The sequence below is a fragment of the Pseudomonas putida genome, from assembly GCF_001976065.1.
Classification (GTDB): Bacteria; Pseudomonadota; Gammaproteobacteria; order Pseudomonadales; family Pseudomonadaceae; genus Aquipseudomonas; species Aquipseudomonas serbica.
In genome coordinates, this window is the sequence record NZ_MNAH01000001.1 from 1,309,413 (window position 1) to 1,325,869 (window position 16,457).

Annotated in this window: 12 protein-coding genes and 1 pseudogene; 4 read left to right on the forward strand and 9 right to left on the reverse strand. The window is 62.9% G+C overall.

The genetic code is table 11. The features are described from left to right. The first annotated feature begins 71 nt into the window (after positions 1-71). Positions 72-992 carry a transcriptional regulator FeaR gene (gene feaR, locus BKX96_RS06060; RefSeq protein ID WP_046816386.1) on the forward strand — a complete coding sequence of 307 codons (921 nt, stop codon included), beginning with the start codon at positions 72-74 and terminating at the stop codon, positions 990-992. Between the two features lie 123 nt (positions 993-1,115). On the opposite strand, the gene BKX96_RS06065 is transcribed toward feaR, so the two are convergent. Beyond that, the gene (locus BKX96_RS06065; protein WP_077183035.1) at positions 1,116-1,745 is read right to left on the reverse strand and encodes a response regulator transcription factor; all 630 of its coding nucleotides are present in this window, start codon (positions 1,743-1,745) and stop codon (positions 1,116-1,118) included. Between the two features lie 259 nt (positions 1,746-2,004). Here BKX96_RS06065 and hpaC point away from each other — a divergent pair, with 259 nt between their 5' ends. Beyond that, positions 2,005-2,514, forward strand: coding sequence for a 4-hydroxyphenylacetate 3-monooxygenase, reductase component (gene hpaC, locus BKX96_RS06070; protein ID WP_046816388.1), 510 nt, complete (start codon positions 2,005-2,007; stop codon positions 2,512-2,514). A 220-nt stretch (positions 2,515-2,734) separates the two neighbouring features. Here the strand turns inward: hpaC and BKX96_RS06075 are convergent, their stop codons facing one another. The 7 genes and pseudogenes from BKX96_RS06075 to BKX96_RS06100 all read right to left on the reverse strand — a co-directional run bounded on the left by BKX96_RS06075 (position 2,735) and on the right by BKX96_RS06100 (position 11,103). Then, a complete protein-coding gene (locus tag BKX96_RS06075; protein WP_077183036.1) occupies positions 2,735-3,748 on the reverse strand; it encodes a phosphotransferase enzyme family protein in 1,014 nt (337 codons plus the stop codon). A gap of 10 nt (positions 3,749-3,758) precedes the next feature. Then, positions 3,759-5,039 carry an aspartate aminotransferase family protein gene (locus BKX96_RS06080; protein WP_077183037.1) on the reverse strand — a complete coding sequence of 427 codons (1,281 nt, stop codon included), beginning with the start codon at positions 5,037-5,039 and terminating at the stop codon, positions 3,759-3,761. Next, positions 5,032-6,345: an amino acid permease gene (locus BKX96_RS06085; RefSeq protein WP_077183038.1), complete on the reverse strand. Its 1,314-nt coding sequence runs from the start codon at positions 6,343-6,345 to the stop codon at positions 5,032-5,034. Before BKX96_RS06085 ends, BKX96_RS06080 begins: the two co-directional genes overlap by 8 nt. 364 nt (positions 6,346-6,709) lie before the next feature. After that, on the reverse strand, positions 6,710-7,540 hold the full coding sequence (locus BKX96_RS33480; protein WP_410454521.1) for a methyl-accepting chemotaxis protein: 831 nt from the start codon (positions 7,538-7,540) through the stop codon (positions 6,710-6,712). A 24-nt stretch (positions 7,541-7,564) separates the two neighbouring features. Then, a pseudogene (locus BKX96_RS33485) lies at positions 7,565-8,836 on the reverse strand (HAMP domain-containing protein); the annotation flags it as partial. Between the two features lie 53 nt (positions 8,837-8,889). Further along, positions 8,890-10,212 (reverse strand): alginate export family protein, encoded by a 1,323-nt coding sequence (locus BKX96_RS06095; protein WP_077183040.1) that lies wholly within the window; start codon positions 10,210-10,212, stop codon positions 8,890-8,892. 174 nt (positions 10,213-10,386) lie between these two features. Then, entirely contained in the window at positions 10,387-11,103 is a 717-nt protein-coding gene (locus BKX96_RS06100) for a glycosyltransferase family 25 protein (RefSeq protein WP_046816394.1), read from the reverse strand. A gap of 258 nt (positions 11,104-11,361) precedes the next feature. On the opposite strand from BKX96_RS06100, the gene BKX96_RS06105 reads away from it, so the two are divergent. Together BKX96_RS06105 and BKX96_RS06110 are read left to right on the forward strand one after the other, a co-directional pair. Next, a complete protein-coding gene (locus BKX96_RS06105) occupies positions 11,362-11,754 on the forward strand; it encodes a c-type cytochrome (protein ID WP_046816395.1) in 393 nt (130 codons plus the stop codon). Between the two features lie 9 nt (positions 11,755-11,763). Continuing rightward, the gene (locus BKX96_RS06110) at positions 11,764-13,254 is read left to right on the forward strand and encodes an aldehyde dehydrogenase family protein (protein ID WP_077183041.1); all 1,491 of its coding nucleotides are present in this window, start codon (positions 11,764-11,766) and stop codon (positions 13,252-13,254) included. Between the two features lie 149 nt (positions 13,255-13,403). Here BKX96_RS06110 and BKX96_RS06115 read toward each other — a convergent pair whose 3' ends face one another. Beyond that, a complete protein-coding gene (locus BKX96_RS06115; RefSeq protein WP_077183042.1) occupies positions 13,404-15,788 on the reverse strand; it encodes a DUF3772 domain-containing protein in 2,385 nt (794 codons plus the stop codon). Positions 15,789-16,457: the final 669 nt, after the last annotated feature.

The following is a 16,457-nucleotide window of genomic DNA, read 5'->3' on the forward strand; positions in this document are numbered from 1 at the left end:
TTAACCGTACGACCGAACCGCTCGACGAAGCGGTCGAGAAATAACAACAAAAAACCTGAGGCTTTGCGGACATGACTACAGCATCGACGGTGCGCAATGAGGCGTTCGAAAGTTGGTTGAGCCAGGTGAACCAGGCCTGCGGGCGTTTCGACGCCAGGGCGCTGGACACCGACTTCTACGGCCAGTTGACGGAATTTCGCAGCGGTGCGATCAACCTCAGTGTGGTCGACATGGCGCACGTGCATCTGTATCGCACCAGCAAGGACGTCAGCACCAGCAGCGACGGCCACTACTACGCGGTGTTCCAGCTGCGCGGCAGTTCGCACCTGGAGCAGGGCGACAACCGCGCGCAACTGGGCTGTGGCGACATCGCCCTGATCGACGCCAGCCGCCCGAGCGACATGATCTACAACGACGATTGCCGGCAACTGTCGCTGATTTTGCCGCGTCAGGTGGTGGAGCGTGGTTCGCACTTCAATGCGGTCAACTGCGCCACGCGCATCGGTGCCAACAACCCCCTGGCGGCGATGGCCAACAAGCTGGTCCTGGAGACTCGCCAGCAGGAAGGGCTGGACATGCAGGAAAGCGAAGCGGTGCTCGACGCCCTGGCCAGCCTGTTGCTACCGGGTATCAGCGCCCGTGACAGTGCTGTCGATCCCCATGAGCGGCAGTTTCGCAAGATCATCGCCTTCATCGACGCGCACCTGAGCGACGAGGAACTCTGTCCCGAACTGATCGCCCGTGAGGTGGGTGTTTCCGTGCGCGGCCTGTACCGGATGTTCTCCAAGCGCGGCCTGGTGGTGGCGCAATACATCAAGCACCGGCGCCTGGATTTCTGCGCGCAAAACCTGCGCCGCAGCGACGTCGAGCAGAAGCTTTCGGCACTGTGTTATGCCTGGGGTTTCTCGGATTCGAGCTACTTCTCGTCGGCGTTCAAATCGCGCTTTGGCGTGTCACCGGGCGCTTATCGCAAGCGCTACAGCCAGCACTGACACCGATCCCCTGTAGGCGCTGGCTTGCCAGCGAAAGCGCTCTGTCATTCAACACCTTCGGTGACTGACCTGACGCCTTCGCCGGCAAGCCGGCTCCTACAGTGTGCTGTGTGTGTTCGTAGATCAATGCCGCGCCGGCTCATCCATCGGCAAATGCAGCACTTCGCGCACCAGCATGGCAATGCTGCTCACGCCCATCTTTTCCTTGATCTTGGTGCGGTGCACGTCAACGGTCTTCACGCTGATGTTGAGCTCCCGGGCGATCACCTTGCTGGCCTTGCCATCGATCACCAACATCAACACTTCGCGCTCGCGGCTGGTCAGCAGCGCCAGCTTGCCCTGCAGGTTCTGGCGCTGCTGCTGGTCGGCCTGGGCGTGCACGGCGGTCTTGAGCGCCGCCTGGATGCGATCGATCATCTGCTGCGGGTTGTAGGGCTTCTCGACGAAGTCCAGGGCGCCGTTCTTCATCGCCGTGACCGACATCGGAATGTCGCCGTGGGCCGAGACGAAAATGGTCGGCAAGGTGCTGCCGCGCTGGTTGAGGATCTCCTGCAGCTGGAAACCGCTGGTTTCCGGCATGCGCACATCCAGCACCAGGCAGGCGGGCTGCTGGGGGTCGTACTGGCTGAGGAACTCATCAGCGCCGGCGAAGCACTGCGCCTGCACGCTGACCGACTCCAGCAACCAGGCCAGCGAGGTGCGCAGGTCCTTGTCATCGTCAACGATGTAAACAATCGGTTTGCGGGTTTGCATCAGGGGCTGCCACGAAAATTCTAATTATTGTTTTCGCACGCGAACGCGCGGCACGCATCGGCTGTTGTTTTTACAGCCTGTAAGCAGGATACCCACTGTCGCCGGCCCTTGCGATAAAGAAACCACCTAGTCGACTAGCGGAAACCCAACCTCGCCATGGGGATCGTCAGAATGGTTGCAGCGCGCGCGCAGCCTTAGTCTTGCTCCATCACCTACGGGCCGCTTTCCTCGCGGTCCTCCTGAAGGAAGGGGCATCGACATGGCCGACCTGAGCCAGCAGCAAATCGACTTTCGCAACGCCATGGCGCAGCTGCCTGCGGCGGTGAACATCATCACCACCAATGGCCCGGGCGGGCGCTGCGGCATCACCGCCAGCGCCGTGTGTTCGGTGACCGACTCGCCACCCACCGTGTTGGTGTGCGTCAACCGCAACAGCGCCACCCACGACGTATTCCGCACCAACGGTCGCCTGTGCGTCAACGTGCTGTGTGGCGAACAGGAAGAACTGGCCCGCCACTTCGCCGGCATGACCCAGGTGCCCATGGCCGAACGTTTTGCCTGGGACCTGTGGGACGACGGCGCCGCGGACGTGCCGGTGCTGCGCGACGCCCTGGTGCAACTGCAGGGGCGGATCAGCGAGTGCAAGGAAGTGGGTTCGCACTCGGTGATGTTCGTCGAGCTGGATAATGTCGGCGTGCGTGAACCGCGGGACAGCCTGGTGTATTTCAACCGCTTGTTCCATCGCCTTGAGCATGCCAGCGCGGCTTGATCGAGACCGCGTTAGGGTCTGTGTCGATCACACCATTTGTGAGCGACACAAACCTGCAGGAGCGTGGCGTGCCCGCGAAAGCGGTGTGTCAGTCAACATAAATGTTGGAAGTGATGGCCCCTTCGCGGGCAAGCCCGCTCCTACAGGGATCTCCTGTGAACACAGGTAGTGTGTCCGGCGCAAATCCTGTGGGAGCCAGCCTGCTGGCGAAAACGGTGGATCAGGCCTGCAGATATTCCCGAGCCAGCCTGCAGGCCCGCTCAATCAACATAGGCGCCATTTCAATCGCCGTCGGCGTGCCCTGGCGGGTGTGAATCCAGCCCAGGTACGTGGTGCCGCGCAGCATCAGGAACAGCGCCAGGGTCTGGCGATCTGCCTCGGTCAGCGGCTTGACCGCGTGGTAACCCTCCAGGAGCGCCGCCTTGATCTGCTCATAGCGCGGGTCATCCAGGCAGAAGTACAGGGCGGTGGCGAGTTCGAACATATGCCAGCCAAATCCGGCATCGTCGAAGTCGATCAGGCGCAGGCGCGGGCCTTCGACCAGCAGGTTTTCCGGGACCAGGTCGGCGTGGATCATGCCGAAATTGCCCAAGTGCCGGCCGTATTGACGCAAGTCCCGGCGGGCCGAGCGCCGGGCCTGTTGCAGCAGCTCTCGTTGCTCTACGCTCAGCGGTTGCAGCTCCCAGAACCGCCCCCAGAACGGATTCGCCCCGATCAGGCCTTCCTCGTCCCAGGCATGCCGGACAAACTCGTCCGGCTGCTGCCAGTCCGCCGAATGCAGATGGATGCGCGCCGCCATCTTGCCGGCCTCGGCAAACAAAAAGTCGATCTCGGTATCGGCCTGCACCCCAGCCTCCGAGGTGCCGGCAGTAGCCCCCGGCAACCAGGCGAGCATGTCGACATGGCGCTGGCCGATCTCGGCATGGCTGACTTCGATCAGATGGCTTTCATTCTGTGCGCGGATGATTTGCGGCACGGTAATCCCGGCGCTTTCCAGCGCTTCCATCCATTGCAGCTCGGAGCGCAGCGCCGCTTCGCAGTGATAACCGTTGCGATGGATACGCAGGGCTACGCGCTGGCCGTCGTGACGGCGGGCGGAGAACACCGCATTCTCGCGGTATTTCACCAGTTCGATGTCGCCGAACTCGCCCTCCCAGTGCTGCAGGGCGTGGCGCGCCAGGTCGTGCAGGCGGGCGACTTGTTGATCATGGTTCAGGGTATGGAATTCAGTCATGACAAAGGCCTCAAATTGCGCTCAGGGCGTGGTCCAGGGTGTCGACGAACAGATCGGCGTTTTCGCGGCTGAACACCAGTGGCGGGCGCAGTTTGAGAATGTTGTCGCCGGCGCCGATCTTGCTGATCAGCACGCCGTTCTCGCGCATGTCGTTGACCACCTTGCGCGCTTCCAGCCCGGCGGGTTCCTTGCTGGCGTGGTCGCGTACCAGTTCCATGGCGAAGAACAGGCCCTTGCCGCGTACATCGCCAATGATCGAGTGTTTGCCTGCCAGTACCTGCAAACGCTGCTGCACATAAGCGCCGACGCTTTGTGCGTTTTGCAGTAGTTGCTTTTGTTCAATCTCGTCCAGCACCGCCATGCCGACCGCCGCCGCTACGGGCGAGCCACCGAAGGTGTTGAAGTACATGGCGTTGCGCCCGAACGATTCCACCAGCGCCTTGTGGGTGATCAACCCGGCCAGCGGGTAGCCGTTGCCCATGGGTTTGCCGAGGGTGACGATGTCCGGCACGACGCCGTGGGCCTGGTGCCCCCAGAGGTGATCGCCGGTACGGCCGAAACCCGATTGCACTTCATCGGCGATCAACAGGCCACCAGCCGCGCGGATCAACTCGGCGGCCTTGGCGACGAAACTGGCCGGAACCCTGGGCAAGCCTTCGTTGGCGAACAGGGTGTCGATCAGCAACGCGGCCGGGCGAATACCCTGGGCCTGCAGTGAGGCGATGGCCGCCGCGATGTTGGCCGCGTATTGCTCGGCCATTTGCGTTTGCGTGGTGCCGGCCGGCGCGCGGTACAGGCACGGAATCGGCACGGCGCGGGCGTGGGCGGCGAAGGGTTCCGGTGAGGGCAGGGCGGTGGTGACTTCGGCCAGCGACGCCGAGTTACCGTGGTAGTTGTAGTCACTGACGATGATGCCGGTGCCGCCGCTGGCGTAGCGCGCCAGGCGCAGCGCCAGTTCGTTGGCCTCGGTGCCGGTGCAGGTGAACATCGCAGTGTCCAGCGGTTGGCCGAAGGTCGCGGTCAAGCGCTCGGCATAACGCACCACCTGCTCATCGAGGTAGCGGGTGTGGATGTTCAGCGTGGTGGCCTGGCGGTGCATGGCGTCGGTGACGTGGGGGTTGCAGTGGCCGACGCAGGGCACATTGTTGTACACGTCCAGGTAACGGCGACCCTCGACGTCGAACAGCCAGACGCCTTCGCCACGCACCAGGTGCAGGGGCTTGTCGTAGAACAGCGGCGAGGCGCTGCCGAGTACGCGGTGACGGCGTTGCAAAAGGGTCTGGTCAGGCATGGTCTGGAACCTCGATGGCAGGGCTGCGACGGGTGCGCAGCAGGAAGTTGAAAATGCACAGGGCGAAGGTCACCGCGAGGGCGATCAGCATCAGCAGGTCGAGCTGGAAGCAGGCGGCGATCACCACCAGCGTCAGCGCCAGGCCCAGCCAGGCCACGACCTTGCCACCGGCCAGGGTGAACGGGCGTGGCAGGTTCGTCTGGCTGCGTTTGATGCGCAGGTACGCGCCGAAAATGAACAGGTAGCAGACGTTGAGCAGCAGGACCACGGCGAGCATCACGGTGGCCGGATCGACTTCCGATAGCGGCAGGCCGATGGCGCCGATCAGCAGCAGCGCCGGCCAGGGCGTGCCGCGCTTGCCGGTTTTGCCCAGCCACTGCGGGAACAGGCCGTCGCGCGCCATCGCGAACAGTTGCCGGGAGGCCGCATAAACCAGAGAGAAGAAGGTGGCGATCAAACCGAACACACCGCCGCAGCCAATCACCTTGGCCAGCCACGAGTCCGTGCCGAACGCACTGTTGCTGGACATCGCCGCGTACAGCGGATCGCCCGCCGAGCCCACCAACTCGACACCGCCAGCGCCCGGTGCGCACACCAGCACCACCAGTGCGGTGACCAACAGGGTGCCGATGGCGGCGAGAATGCCCCGTGGCATCGTCCGGCCGGGGTTATCAGCTTCTTCCGCCGCCGAACCGGTCTGCTCGACGGTGATGAACAGCCAGATCGCGAACGGTACGCAGGCGAAGACGCCGCCGAGGCTGAGCGGGGTAGAGACATTGGCCGGCAACGCCAGCAGGTTGGCCAGCTCGACATGGGGCGCCATGGCCACGCCGAAGGTCAGCAAGGCGACGACGGCGATCACCCCGGCAATGAACGTCAAGCCCATGGCCTCACCCACGCCGCGCAGGTGAATGCCGATGATCACCGCGAACAGGGCGATCTTCACCGGCCAGCCGCCAAGCCCGAAAATCGACTCGGTGTAGGCGCAAATGAACGTCGCCGCCGCGCCGGTGCCGATGGTCAAGGCCAGCGCACAAGCCACCCCGACCAGGTAACCCACGAACGGCCCGAACGCACTTTGCGCATACACGAACACACCGCCGGCGCTGGGCAACGCGGTGGACAGTTCTGCCACACACAACGCCAGCCCGCCGCACAGCAGCGCCATCAACAAGGTGGCCACCAGCATGTTCAGCCAGCCACCGGCCGCCAGGCCAAAGTTCCAGCCGGAAAACTGACCGGCCACCACCAACGCAATTCCAAGGCCGGCAATCTTTGGCCAGCCCAACGCACTTTTCTTGAGCACAAACGTCTCCCGCGACCCGAGGGCCGATTTTTTGTTTTAGTGAGCAATGGAGGGGTTCAGCGTTGCTTTACGCGCTTCGATACTACGCGTGGGGTGCGACGCGGCATGTTTGTGCGCATGCCAGGTGATTGGTTGTGGGTGCCAGATTGGATGAGGCTTTTGTGTCCGCAGCAGATCCCTGTGGGAGCGGGCTTGCCCGCGAAAGCGCAGTGTCAGTTGTCATGGATGTTGGATTTGATCGCCTCTTCGCGAGCAAGCCCGCTCCCACGGGGGATCTCCAGTGAACACAAGATATGTGTATGGCCAAGATCCCATTGTGGGAGCGGGCTTGCTCGCGAAGGCGGTAGATCAGGCAACAGCTGTCTCAGATCCGAAAACTCCCGACCAACTGATTCAACCGCGCCGCCTGCTGCTCCAACTCCGTACAAGCGCGCAACGTCGCCTGCAGATTCTCCACCCCTTGCTGGTTCAGCGTGTTGATCCGGGTGATGTCGACGTTCAAGGCTTCGACCACGGCGGTCTGTTCTTCGGTGGCGGCGGCGACGGACTGGTTGACGTTGTCGATCTCGCCGATGCGTTGGGTGACGCTGCTCAAGCGGGTGCCGGCGAGGTTGGCGATGGTGACGCTTTCTTCGCTGTGCTGCTGGCTTTCGGTCATGGTGGTGACCGAGTCGCGGGCGCCCACTTGCAGCTCCTCGATCATTTGCTGGATCTGCAGCGCCGAGGCCTGGGTGCGCCCCGCCAGGCTGCGCACTTCGTCGGCGACCACGGCAAAGCCGCGGCCGGCTTCACCGGCACGCGCCGCCTCGATGGCAGCGTTGAGCGCCAGCAGGTTGGTCTGCTGGGAGATGCCCTTGATCACTTCGAGGATCTGCCCGATGTTCACGGTCTTGTCGTTGAGCACTTCGATGTTGCTGCACGACGCGCTGATCTTGCCCGACAGCTCGTTCATCACCTCGATCGTACGCTGCACCACCTGGCGACCGTCTTCGGCCTGTTGCCTGGCGCAAGAAGCCTGTTGCGAGGCATCGCAAGCGTTATGCGCAATCTCCTGGGCGGCGGCGCCCAACTGGTTGATCGCGGCGGCGACGCTGTTGGTGCGGCTGGCTTGATCGTCGAAATTGCTCAGTGATGAATGGGAGGCGTCCAGCACACGGCGGGCACCTTCATTGACGCCAAGGGCCGCCGACGACACTTCGCGGATCGACTGGTGAATGCGCTCGACAAAACGGTTGAACGCCGTCGCCAGTTGACCGATTTCATCCCGCGATTGCACTTGCAGGCGCCGCGTCAGGTCGCCTTCGCCGAGGGAGATGTCTTCCATGACCCGGGTCAGCACTTGCAGCGGCCGGGTGATGCGCCGAGCCGCGTAGCCGATCAACAGCAGGCCGAGCAGGGCCGAGCCGCCACCGAGCAGCAGTTCCAGCGCGGTGCTTTGCATGCCTTGGGCATCGAGTTGCTGTTGCAGGCTGGCGACCGGTGCCAGCAACACCGCTTGCGGCACGCCCACCAGCACACCCCAGGGTGCGGCGCCGGCAATCGGTGGCAGCGGTTCGAGGACCTTGATCTGCTGCGGATCGACGAACACCTTTGGCTGGCCCTGGCGCAGGGCGTCCATCACCTGGGCGTTGTCCATGGGGTGCCCGAGGCGATCGGCGTCCTGGCTGCTGGCGGAGATCACCCCACGGGGGCTGACGATGCTGATCTGGCCCTGACCGTCGAACAGCTGCAGCGCACTGGCTTCGCTGTTCTTTTGCAACGCGGCGAGGTTGATGTCGAGTCCGACCACGGCGATGACTTTGCCGTTCTCCAGCAGCGGGAAGGCGACGCTGGTCACCAGTTTGCGACTGCCCGAAGCCTCGTCGAAGTAGGGCTCCAGCACGCAGGCCTGGCGGGTGTCGCGGGCGCAGGTATAGAAGGCGTTGTAGGGTGCGCCGCTGGGGCCCGGTTCAGTGTTGGCCAGCAGGCCTTCGTCGCCGATCACCGCTTGCAGCTCGCCGGGTTTGCTCTGCACCCAGTACAGGGAGAAGCGCCCGGTTTCGTTGCTGCCCAGGTCCGGCTTGGCGGCGAAACCGGCGTCGGCACCGTCCAGCGCGTCGGGTTCGAAAATGACGTAAAGCCCGAGCAGGTCGGGCTTGTCGATCAGGGCCTGCTGCAGCTGGGTGCTCAGCTCGTGGCGCAGTTGTGGACGGGTCAGAGTGCCCTGTTGTTGGAGTTGCCTGAGGTACAGCAGGTATCGCGACAATCCCTGGCCGAATTCGTGGGTCTGCATGAAGGTGCGCTGCACTTGCATGGCTTGCACTTTACCCAGCGCCTGCATGTGTTCCTTGGCCGCATCGGCGAGCATGTCGCTGCTGGCCCGGGCCACTTGCTGGCTGCTTTGGTGCGTCTGGTAGAGCGACAGGCCCATCAGCAAGCCTACGACCAACACCAGGCAGAGGCCGGCGAGCAGGGTGATCTTGCTCTGGATCGTGAGAAATTTTCTGTGCATGGGAAAAGCCTTTTTCCACGGGGGCAGCGGATGCGCCACTGCCCCGGCATGACTTAGAAAGTCGTGGCGAATATCACCTGGCTGTAGAGGTTCTGGTCGTTGTTGCCCAGCTGCGTACCGCCCTGGTCGGCGCTCTTGTCCGGCTGGAAGACACCGATCAGCGGCATCACCGTGAGGTGATCGTTGAGGTGCCATTCGGCGTACAGGTCGACTTCGTGGCCATCGGTGTTGCCCAGGTTGCGGTCGATGGTGTCGAAGTTGAAGTACATCGCGCCGACGGTCAGGTTCTCCAGCGGCGTGACGGTGAACTTGAGTTGCTGGATGCGTGAGTTGCTGTTGAACGGGCCGGCATAGTTGCCCGCCACTTCACCCTGGAACCAGGTGCCGAAGCCGCGGCTGAAACCGTAGAACAGCGTGTCGTAGCCTTCCGAGAAACGGCTGTAGCGGTAGCCGGCATACGGCGTCCAGGCGGCGTCGGAAAAGGTCCAGCCGGCTTCCAGGTACCAGGCGTCCTCGGTGGCCGTATGGGGTTTGTCCTGCTTGGCGTATTCGCCGGAGAGGAACAGGTCCTTGACCCCGGCGTTGCCGGTGGCGCGCAGGCTGTAGGTCTTCATGCCGTCGCGCTCGAGTTGCGCGGGGGAGGCGTACTGCTCGTCGACGTCCGTGGTGTCGATGTAGGTCAGGCCGACGGTGCCGGCCTCGGACACGTGCTCCAGGGTGCCGACGTACATTTCGGTCATGGCTTGGGCGCGGTTGTTGGATTTGAGCCACATCAGGTCACTGCGCCAGCCTTCCGTGCCGCCGATGCGCAGCACCGCGGTTTCATCGAAAGCCTTGCGCGCGGCCAGCCAGTAGGCGCCACCGCGGTTGAACTCGCCGTCGGCCAGGCCTTTGCCCAGGTTCAGCGCATCGCCGTCTATCAGGAAACCGTCGCCGACTACGATGTTCTGGCGGCCGAAAGACAGGTCGATGCCGTCAGCCCCCAGCGCCGGGAACAGTTCGCTGGAGCGCCAGCCGAGGTAGGCGTCCTCGAACTTGGTGGTGCGTTCCGACCCGTCGGTGAAGCCCGCGGCATCTCCGTCGCCCCAGGTACCGGAGCTGAGCATGTTCGCCGCGCCGTAAGCTGTGCCGACACCCGCCAGGCCCTGGTCGAAGCTCAGGCCGTACTTGATGTAGCCTTCGCGCCACGACGACGAACCTTCGTCGAGACGACCCGACAGGGCGTAGTTTTCCTGGCTGTGGAAAACCCCGAATACCGCTTCCAGGGTGGCGTTCAGATGACTGTCGTCAGTGGCGTAGAGTTCGTAGGCGCTCGCCTGGCCAGCGCTTATCATCAGCGCCAGGGTCGAGAGGCGAAGCAAGGGGGACTTGAGCATGGTGTGGCATCCGTTCTTGTTCTTGAGCGCAGGTTTGCGTCCCTCCAGATACTAATGCCGGGATTTTTTGCGCCTTGTTGCCACGGTGCCAAAGAGTTGGTTGTGCTTGCCAGATTGCAGGGCGGGGTGACAGTGCACAGGTCCGTGCACTGATCGGGAGCGGCGTTTTTCGATTTAGCGAATTCGTCTCAGGTTCCTCGCCTTCAACTTGCGCAGCATACCCATGACGTCGCGCAGGACAGGCGTCCTGTCGAAGAGCGACAGTGCGTGCAGGTCGGTGCGCGAGGGTCTTTGATAGCCCAGGTTCCAGGTGAAGTAGTAGGCCTGGACGTCTTTGTTCGAATGAATGAGCGTATTGAGGGCGGCGTCATAGTGCATCGGACCGCCGTCAGGATGCCCCGGCGGGCGCTCGAGAATCTGCAGCAGGAAATCCCTCAACCGGGTGATGCATTTACCGTTGACCGCATAAAAATGGGACAGGTGTATGGGTTGGTCGACCGCTTTCCAGGAGGGCGAGCTGGAGTCGCCTTCAAACGGATGGCCAAAGTAGGCGATGTCCCACTCCATGCCCTGCAGGGACTCGATGGCCTGTTTGCCGTATTGGGAAATGCGCCTGGAAAACTGGATGTCATCCTCCAGGATCAGGATGTTCTTCACATCCAGGCGTATCGCCTCTTCCAGGATCCCCAGGTGACTCATGAAGCAGCCCCGGGCGCCGACGCTCGGGAAGCCATCGTCCTCGGTGGGCGTCACCGCCTGGAAAAAACTGACTTTGTCATGATCGAAGGGAAAACCGTTGCGCGCGAATTCTTCTACGGTTTCTACCCGGCGATCCTTTCTCGACGAAATATTGATGATCCTTGCTCGATCAAAATAGTCGGTCACATTCATCCAGCAGTTCCTCAGCGCAGGTGATCAGGGCGGCTGGGTTGCAGTATAGGCAGAACTCTGGAAGAGGCTTTGCTATCGCCGATCGCGCCCATGCGCCAGTTTGGCAGAACCGCCAACACAACTGGCACGCAGGGCAAAACCTGCGAGTCGCAGACCACCGACAATCCCCCTCAACCTGCCGAAGCCCCGTCGCCTCGGCACTTTCAGTGTTGGCGTTCGCCTGTTTGGCGAGCGCGTGGATTTTCAAGGTCGTTTCTCATGTTCGCCACCCTGCGTTTGCCCCTCGCTGCTTTGCTGACCTTCACCCTGGCCCAGGCCGCCCTGGCGGCCGATTGCGCTCCGGTCAAGAGCCGGGGCGCCGAACTGTTCGCCAATGAATGCGGGGTCTGCCATGCGGTGACCAAGGGCACGACCGGCATGATGGGGCCGAACCTTGCGGGTGTGGTCGGGCGCAAGTCCGGTTCGTTGGAAGGCTTCAATTACTCGCAGGCCATGCGCAACAAGAACATCGACTGGCAGGCCGAGAACATCGCGCAACTCATCACCCAACCCCAGGCCTATGTGCCTGGCACCTACATGCCTTACATGGGCATGGCGTCGGCAGACGATCGCCAGGCGGTCGTGTGCTTCCTCAAAGAACAACAGAATTGAAGGTGATTCATGAGCAACGTTGAAATCCTGCCTCAGGTGGCTGCATTCCTCGATCGCCAACACGGCTGCTTCATCGATGGCCAGTGGGTGTTCGCCGAAGGCCCGGGCATTGCCGTGGTCAACCCGGCCACCGGGCAAACCCTGTGCGAAACCCTCGACGCACCCCTGGAAGTCGTCGAGCGCGCCGTGCAGTCATCGCATAAGGCCTTCAAGTCCGGTGTGTGGTCGGGCCTGCGCCCAGCGGACCGTGAGCGCATCCTGCTGAACTTCACCCGCCTGGTGGAGGCGCATGCCGAAGAGCTGGCGCAGCTGGAAACCCTGAGCCAGGGCAAGTCGATCAACATGGCCCGCGCACTGGATCTGAACGCCACGGTGGAGTTCATGCGCTACATGTCCGGCTGGGCGACCAAGATCGAAGGGCAGACCTTCGATGTGTCGATCCCGCTGCCGCCCGGTGCCAAGTTCACGGCGTTCACCAAGCGTGAGCCGGTGGGCGTCGTGGTCGGCATCGTGCCGTGGAACTTCCCGCTGCTGATCGCCGCCTGGAAACTGATGCCGGCGCTGGCCACCGGTTGCACGGTGATCATCAAGCCGGCGATGGAAACCCCGTTGACTGCCATGCGCCTGGCCGAACTGGCCCTGGAAGCGGGTATTCCGGCGGGCGTGTTCAACGTGGTGACCGGCGGCGGGGCCTCGGTCGGCGGCGTGCTGACCGCGCACCCGTTGGTAAGCAAAGTGTCGTTCACCGGCTCCACGGCCGTGGGCAAGAGCGTCGGCGTGGCGTGCATGGAAAACATGACCCGCTTCTCCCTGGAACTGGGCGGCAAGAACCCGATGATCGTGCTCGCCGATGCCGACATCGAAAAAGCCGTGCAGGGCGCGATCCTCGGCGGCCTGCTGAACAACGGCCAGGTGTGCGCGGCGGCCTCGCGCTTCTACGTGCATCGCTCGATCCACGACCAGTTTGTCGAAGCCCTGGCAGCGGCGGTCTCGGCGATGCCGATTGGCGCCGGCATGAACTGTGAGGCGGCGATCAACCCGCTGGTGTCGCGCAAGCAACAGCAAAGCGTGCTCAAGCACATCGAGCTGGCCCGCCAGGAAGGTGCGCGGGTAGTGGCTGGCGGCGAGTTGCTGGAAGGGGAAGGTTTCTTCGTCCAGCCGACCATCCTCGCCGACATCGACCACAGCATGGCCGTGGCGCGCGAAGAGGTGTTCGGTCCGGTGCTGGGGGTGATGCCGTTCGACGATGAAGACGCCGTCATCGCGCTGGCCAACGACAACCGCTACGGGCTGGCCGCCAGCCTGTGGACCAACGACCTGGGCAAGGCCATGAACCTGGTGCCGCGCATCGAAGCCGGTACGGTGTGGGTCAATGCCCACGTGCTGCTCGACCCTGCCATGCCGTTCGGTGGCGTCAAGCAATCGGGCATGGGCCGCGAGTTCGGTCGTGCGGTGATCGAGGCGTATACCGAGCTGAAATCGGTGTGCATCGCCCATTGATGAACTTGTAGAAGAATGCGTACCTGTGGGAGCGTGCCGGCTCCGGGCGGCGTTCCGACGAAAACGTGCGGATAATGCGGTCTGTCAGGCCGCGCGCTTTATCGTTGACGCCCATCGCGAGCAGGCTCGCTCTCACAGTGTGATTTGCATTACGCTGCTGGCGGTTTCGCCAGTTGTATCCCGGCGGCGCCCAGCCGCTTGAGAATCTCGAACAGCAGCTCGCTCTTGATCGAAACGACCATCCGCGGGCTGCTGACATAACCGGTGACGGTCAGGGTAATGCCTTCAGGCTTGAGCTGGCTGAAGCGCACCACCGGCGCCGGCTTTTCCAGGATGGTCTCGTGCTCGCTGAAGGTGTCTAACAGCAAGCTGCGCACCTGCTCGGGGTCAATGTCCAGCGGGAACATCAGTTCAAGGCTCGCCACCCCCTGGGCGCTACCGCCGAGGGTGACGTTGCGCAGGTTCTGCGAAATCAGCTGCGAGTTCGGCACGATCACGATCGAGCGGTCGGCCAGCTGTATTTCGGTGGCGCGCACGTTGATCCGGCGGATGTCACCCTCGACCCCGCTGATGCTGATCAGGTCGCCGACCTTCACCGGACGTTCGGTCAACAGGATGATCCCGGAGACGAAGTTCTTGACGATCTCCTGCAGGCCGAAGCCAATGCCCACCGACAGGGCGCTGACGATCCAGGCCAGGTTGGTCCACTTGACCCCCAGCGATGACAGCATCAGCAGGAGCACCAGGGCATAACCGATGTTGGAGAACAGCGTGCTGAGCGAGGCGCACATGCCCGGGTCCATTTCGGTTTTGGGCAGCAACTCGTTGTCCAGCCAGCGCCGCAGCGAACGAATCAGGTAGACGCCGATGATCACCGCGAGCAAGGCATGCAGCAGGTTGGCCGGGACGATGTTGAGTTTTCGCAGGCCGTCGCCGCCGAGGATGGCGAGGATGTTGGTGGCCAGTTGTTCGAGCGTCGATCCGATGCCACCCACCACCAGGGTGATCAGCGCGATCAAGAGCAACGAGGCACGACCGGCACCGGAGAGGATGATCGAAATCTGTTCCAGCCGCGTATCGCCAATGCCCAATAGCTGTTTCAGCGACTTGCCGGTGGAGGCACGGGGGGAAAACAGGTGTTCGCAGCCGTCTTTTACCAGCTGGGTCAGCAAATAAAAGCCGGCGAAGATGATGTAGAACCACACCAGTTCGTAAGTGATGAAGCGCGACAGCGATATGTAGCCGGCGAGCAAGGCCAGCAGTGAAATCACGATCGCAATGCTGGCGAAGGAATAGATAAGCCCGGCGAAGGTCCGGCCCGCCTCGGGGGCGACACCCGCCATGACCATCTCCCGACGGGTTTTGCTGACGCGCATCAGCAGCATGGCGATCATGACCGAGACGATCAGGGCGACCAGGCCGCGCACCGAGATCACCAGCTCCGCGCTCATGCTGGTGGCATTGGTCATCTGCGCCAGCGATACCAGCAACAGCAGTGCCCAGGCCAGCCGTGCCGGGTAAGGTTGCATCGCCAGGGCGAGGGGATCGGCAAAGTTTGGCAGGCGCCATGAGGGGTGCTGCGTGGACAGCAGCGCGCGACTCAGGGCGATGATCAGCACGCAGGTATAGACGATCTTTTCGAAGTCCTGGGAGAACCCCGCCAGTTGTGGCGACAGCGGCACTTCCCGGGTGAAAGCAAAAAACAGCAGGCGCAAGGCTATCCAGGCCGTCAGCACCGTGGCGATGACCGAGGCCAGGGCCAGGGCGCTGCGGCGCAGCCGACCTTCCGGCATGCGATGGATGCACAACCAGGTCAGCCCGCGTTCGGCCAGGCGCCGTCCCACGACCCACAGCAACAGGGCGATCGCGATCAACAGGCAGGTCAGCAGTCGCTCGCCGGGATGCCAGGTGGCGTCCAGGGTGTCGTCGATCTGCTGCAGGAAGGCGCTGAATTTTTCCCGGTCATGCTCTGGCGGCTTGAGCAGGGGCGCCCAGAACCAGGGGTTGAGTATGCTCCTGGTCTGCTGGGTCATTTCGGTTTCCAGCAGGTTGCGGCGGATGGCGGCAATCTGCGACAGCAATTCGGCGGCGCTGGCCTTGAGCGATACCAGGGTTTTCAGTTTGCCGTCGACCCGGGATTTCTGCTCGGTCAGGGTTGTTCTCTGCAGGGCGATATCGGCCTTTTCGGGAGGCGCATCCGCCAGTGGCGGCGGGCCCAGCACGCCCAGTTGCGCCTGCAGCTGGTCCTGCTCGGGCAACAGCAGTGCCGAGAGGCGATCGACCTCCTTGACGAGGGCCTGCACCAGATCCTGCGGGCTTTCGAGCTGGCTGTAGTTGCTGGCCTGTGATACCTGCTGCTTGTAGCTGCCGAGTTGGCCCTGCAGCGCTTCCAGGTCGCTGTCGGAAACGCTGGCGGAGGGGGAAACCGTGGCGAGGGTAGGGGTATCGGACAGGGGTGCGGCCGACAGCCATCCGGCGCTCGTTCCCGATATCGCGAAAACGATGAGGATCAGTAGGTTCACGGCATGACGCATGGGCGTGCTCGACTGGTTGATAGTCATTGCGCCTATGAGGTTAGGCCATGATGCGCTCGAAAGAGCTTTTTTTGCTCGGATATGCCCCGCGAGGGCGCTGGCTTGTCAGCGAAGAGGCCCGAAGGATCACCGCAATATTGGCGGCCGCCTTCGCCGGCAAGCCGGGCTCCTACAATGTTTTGTGTTGGGCATGAATCCGTGGTTTTCCACGGACCTGTAGGAGCTGGCTTGTCGGGGCGCCGCATCGCAGCGAAGAGGCCCGAAAGATCACCGCAATATTGGCGGCCGCCTTCGCCGGCAAGCCAGCTCCTACAAGGTTTTGTGTTGGGCATGAATCCGTGGTTTTCCACGGACCTGTAGGAGCTGGCTTGCCAGCGAAGAGGCCCAAGAGACCAGCGCAATACTCAAGGCCGCCTTCGCCGGCAAGCCGGGCTCCTACAGGTCCGCGGCGAGCATGCCCCTCGGCCAACACAAAACCTTGTAGGAGCTGGCTTGCCAGCGAAGAGGCCCGAAGGATCACCGCAATACTGGCGGCCGCTATCGCCGGCAAGCCGGCCCCTGCAGGTCTGCGTCGCAGTCGGGACGATTGAAAACCTCTCGACCAGTGGCGTCATGGCCTACGCTTGAAGACAGGCCGGATGCTGTCGGGCAGGGGTTACTGTCGATGTG

Excerpts from the sequence above, each read along its gene's own strand:
- feaR (WP_046816386.1), top strand. The coding sequence starts at position 72 with ATGACTACAGCATCGACGGTGCGCAATGAGGCGTTCGAAAGTTGGTTG.
- BKX96_RS06065 (WP_077183035.1), bottom strand. The coding sequence starts at position 1,745 with ATGCAAACCCGCAAACCGATTGTTTACATCGTTGACGATGACAAGGAC.
- hpaC (WP_046816388.1), top strand. The coding sequence starts at position 2,005 with ATGGCCGACCTGAGCCAGCAGCAAATCGACTTTCGCAACGCCATGGCG.
- BKX96_RS06075 (WP_077183036.1), bottom strand. The coding sequence starts at position 3,748 with ATGACTGAATTCCATACCCTGAACCATGATCAACAAGTCGCCCGCCTG.
- BKX96_RS06080 (WP_077183037.1), bottom strand. The coding sequence starts at position 5,039 with ATGCCTGACCAGACCCTTTTGCAACGCCGTCACCGCGTACTCGGCAGC.
- BKX96_RS06095 (WP_077183040.1), bottom strand. The coding sequence starts at position 10,212 with ATGCTCAAGTCCCCCTTGCTTCGCCTCTCGACCCTGGCGCTGATGATA.
- BKX96_RS06100 (WP_046816394.1), bottom strand. The coding sequence starts at position 11,103 with ATGAATGTGACCGACTATTTTGATCGAGCAAGGATCATCAATATTTCG.
- BKX96_RS06105 (WP_046816395.1), top strand. The coding sequence starts at position 11,362 with ATGTTCGCCACCCTGCGTTTGCCCCTCGCTGCTTTGCTGACCTTCACC.
- BKX96_RS06110 (WP_077183041.1), top strand. The coding sequence starts at position 11,764 with ATGAGCAACGTTGAAATCCTGCCTCAGGTGGCTGCATTCCTCGATCGC.
- BKX96_RS06115 (WP_077183042.1), bottom strand. The coding sequence starts at position 15,788 with ATGCGTCATGCCGTGAACCTACTGATCCTCATCGTTTTCGCGATATCG.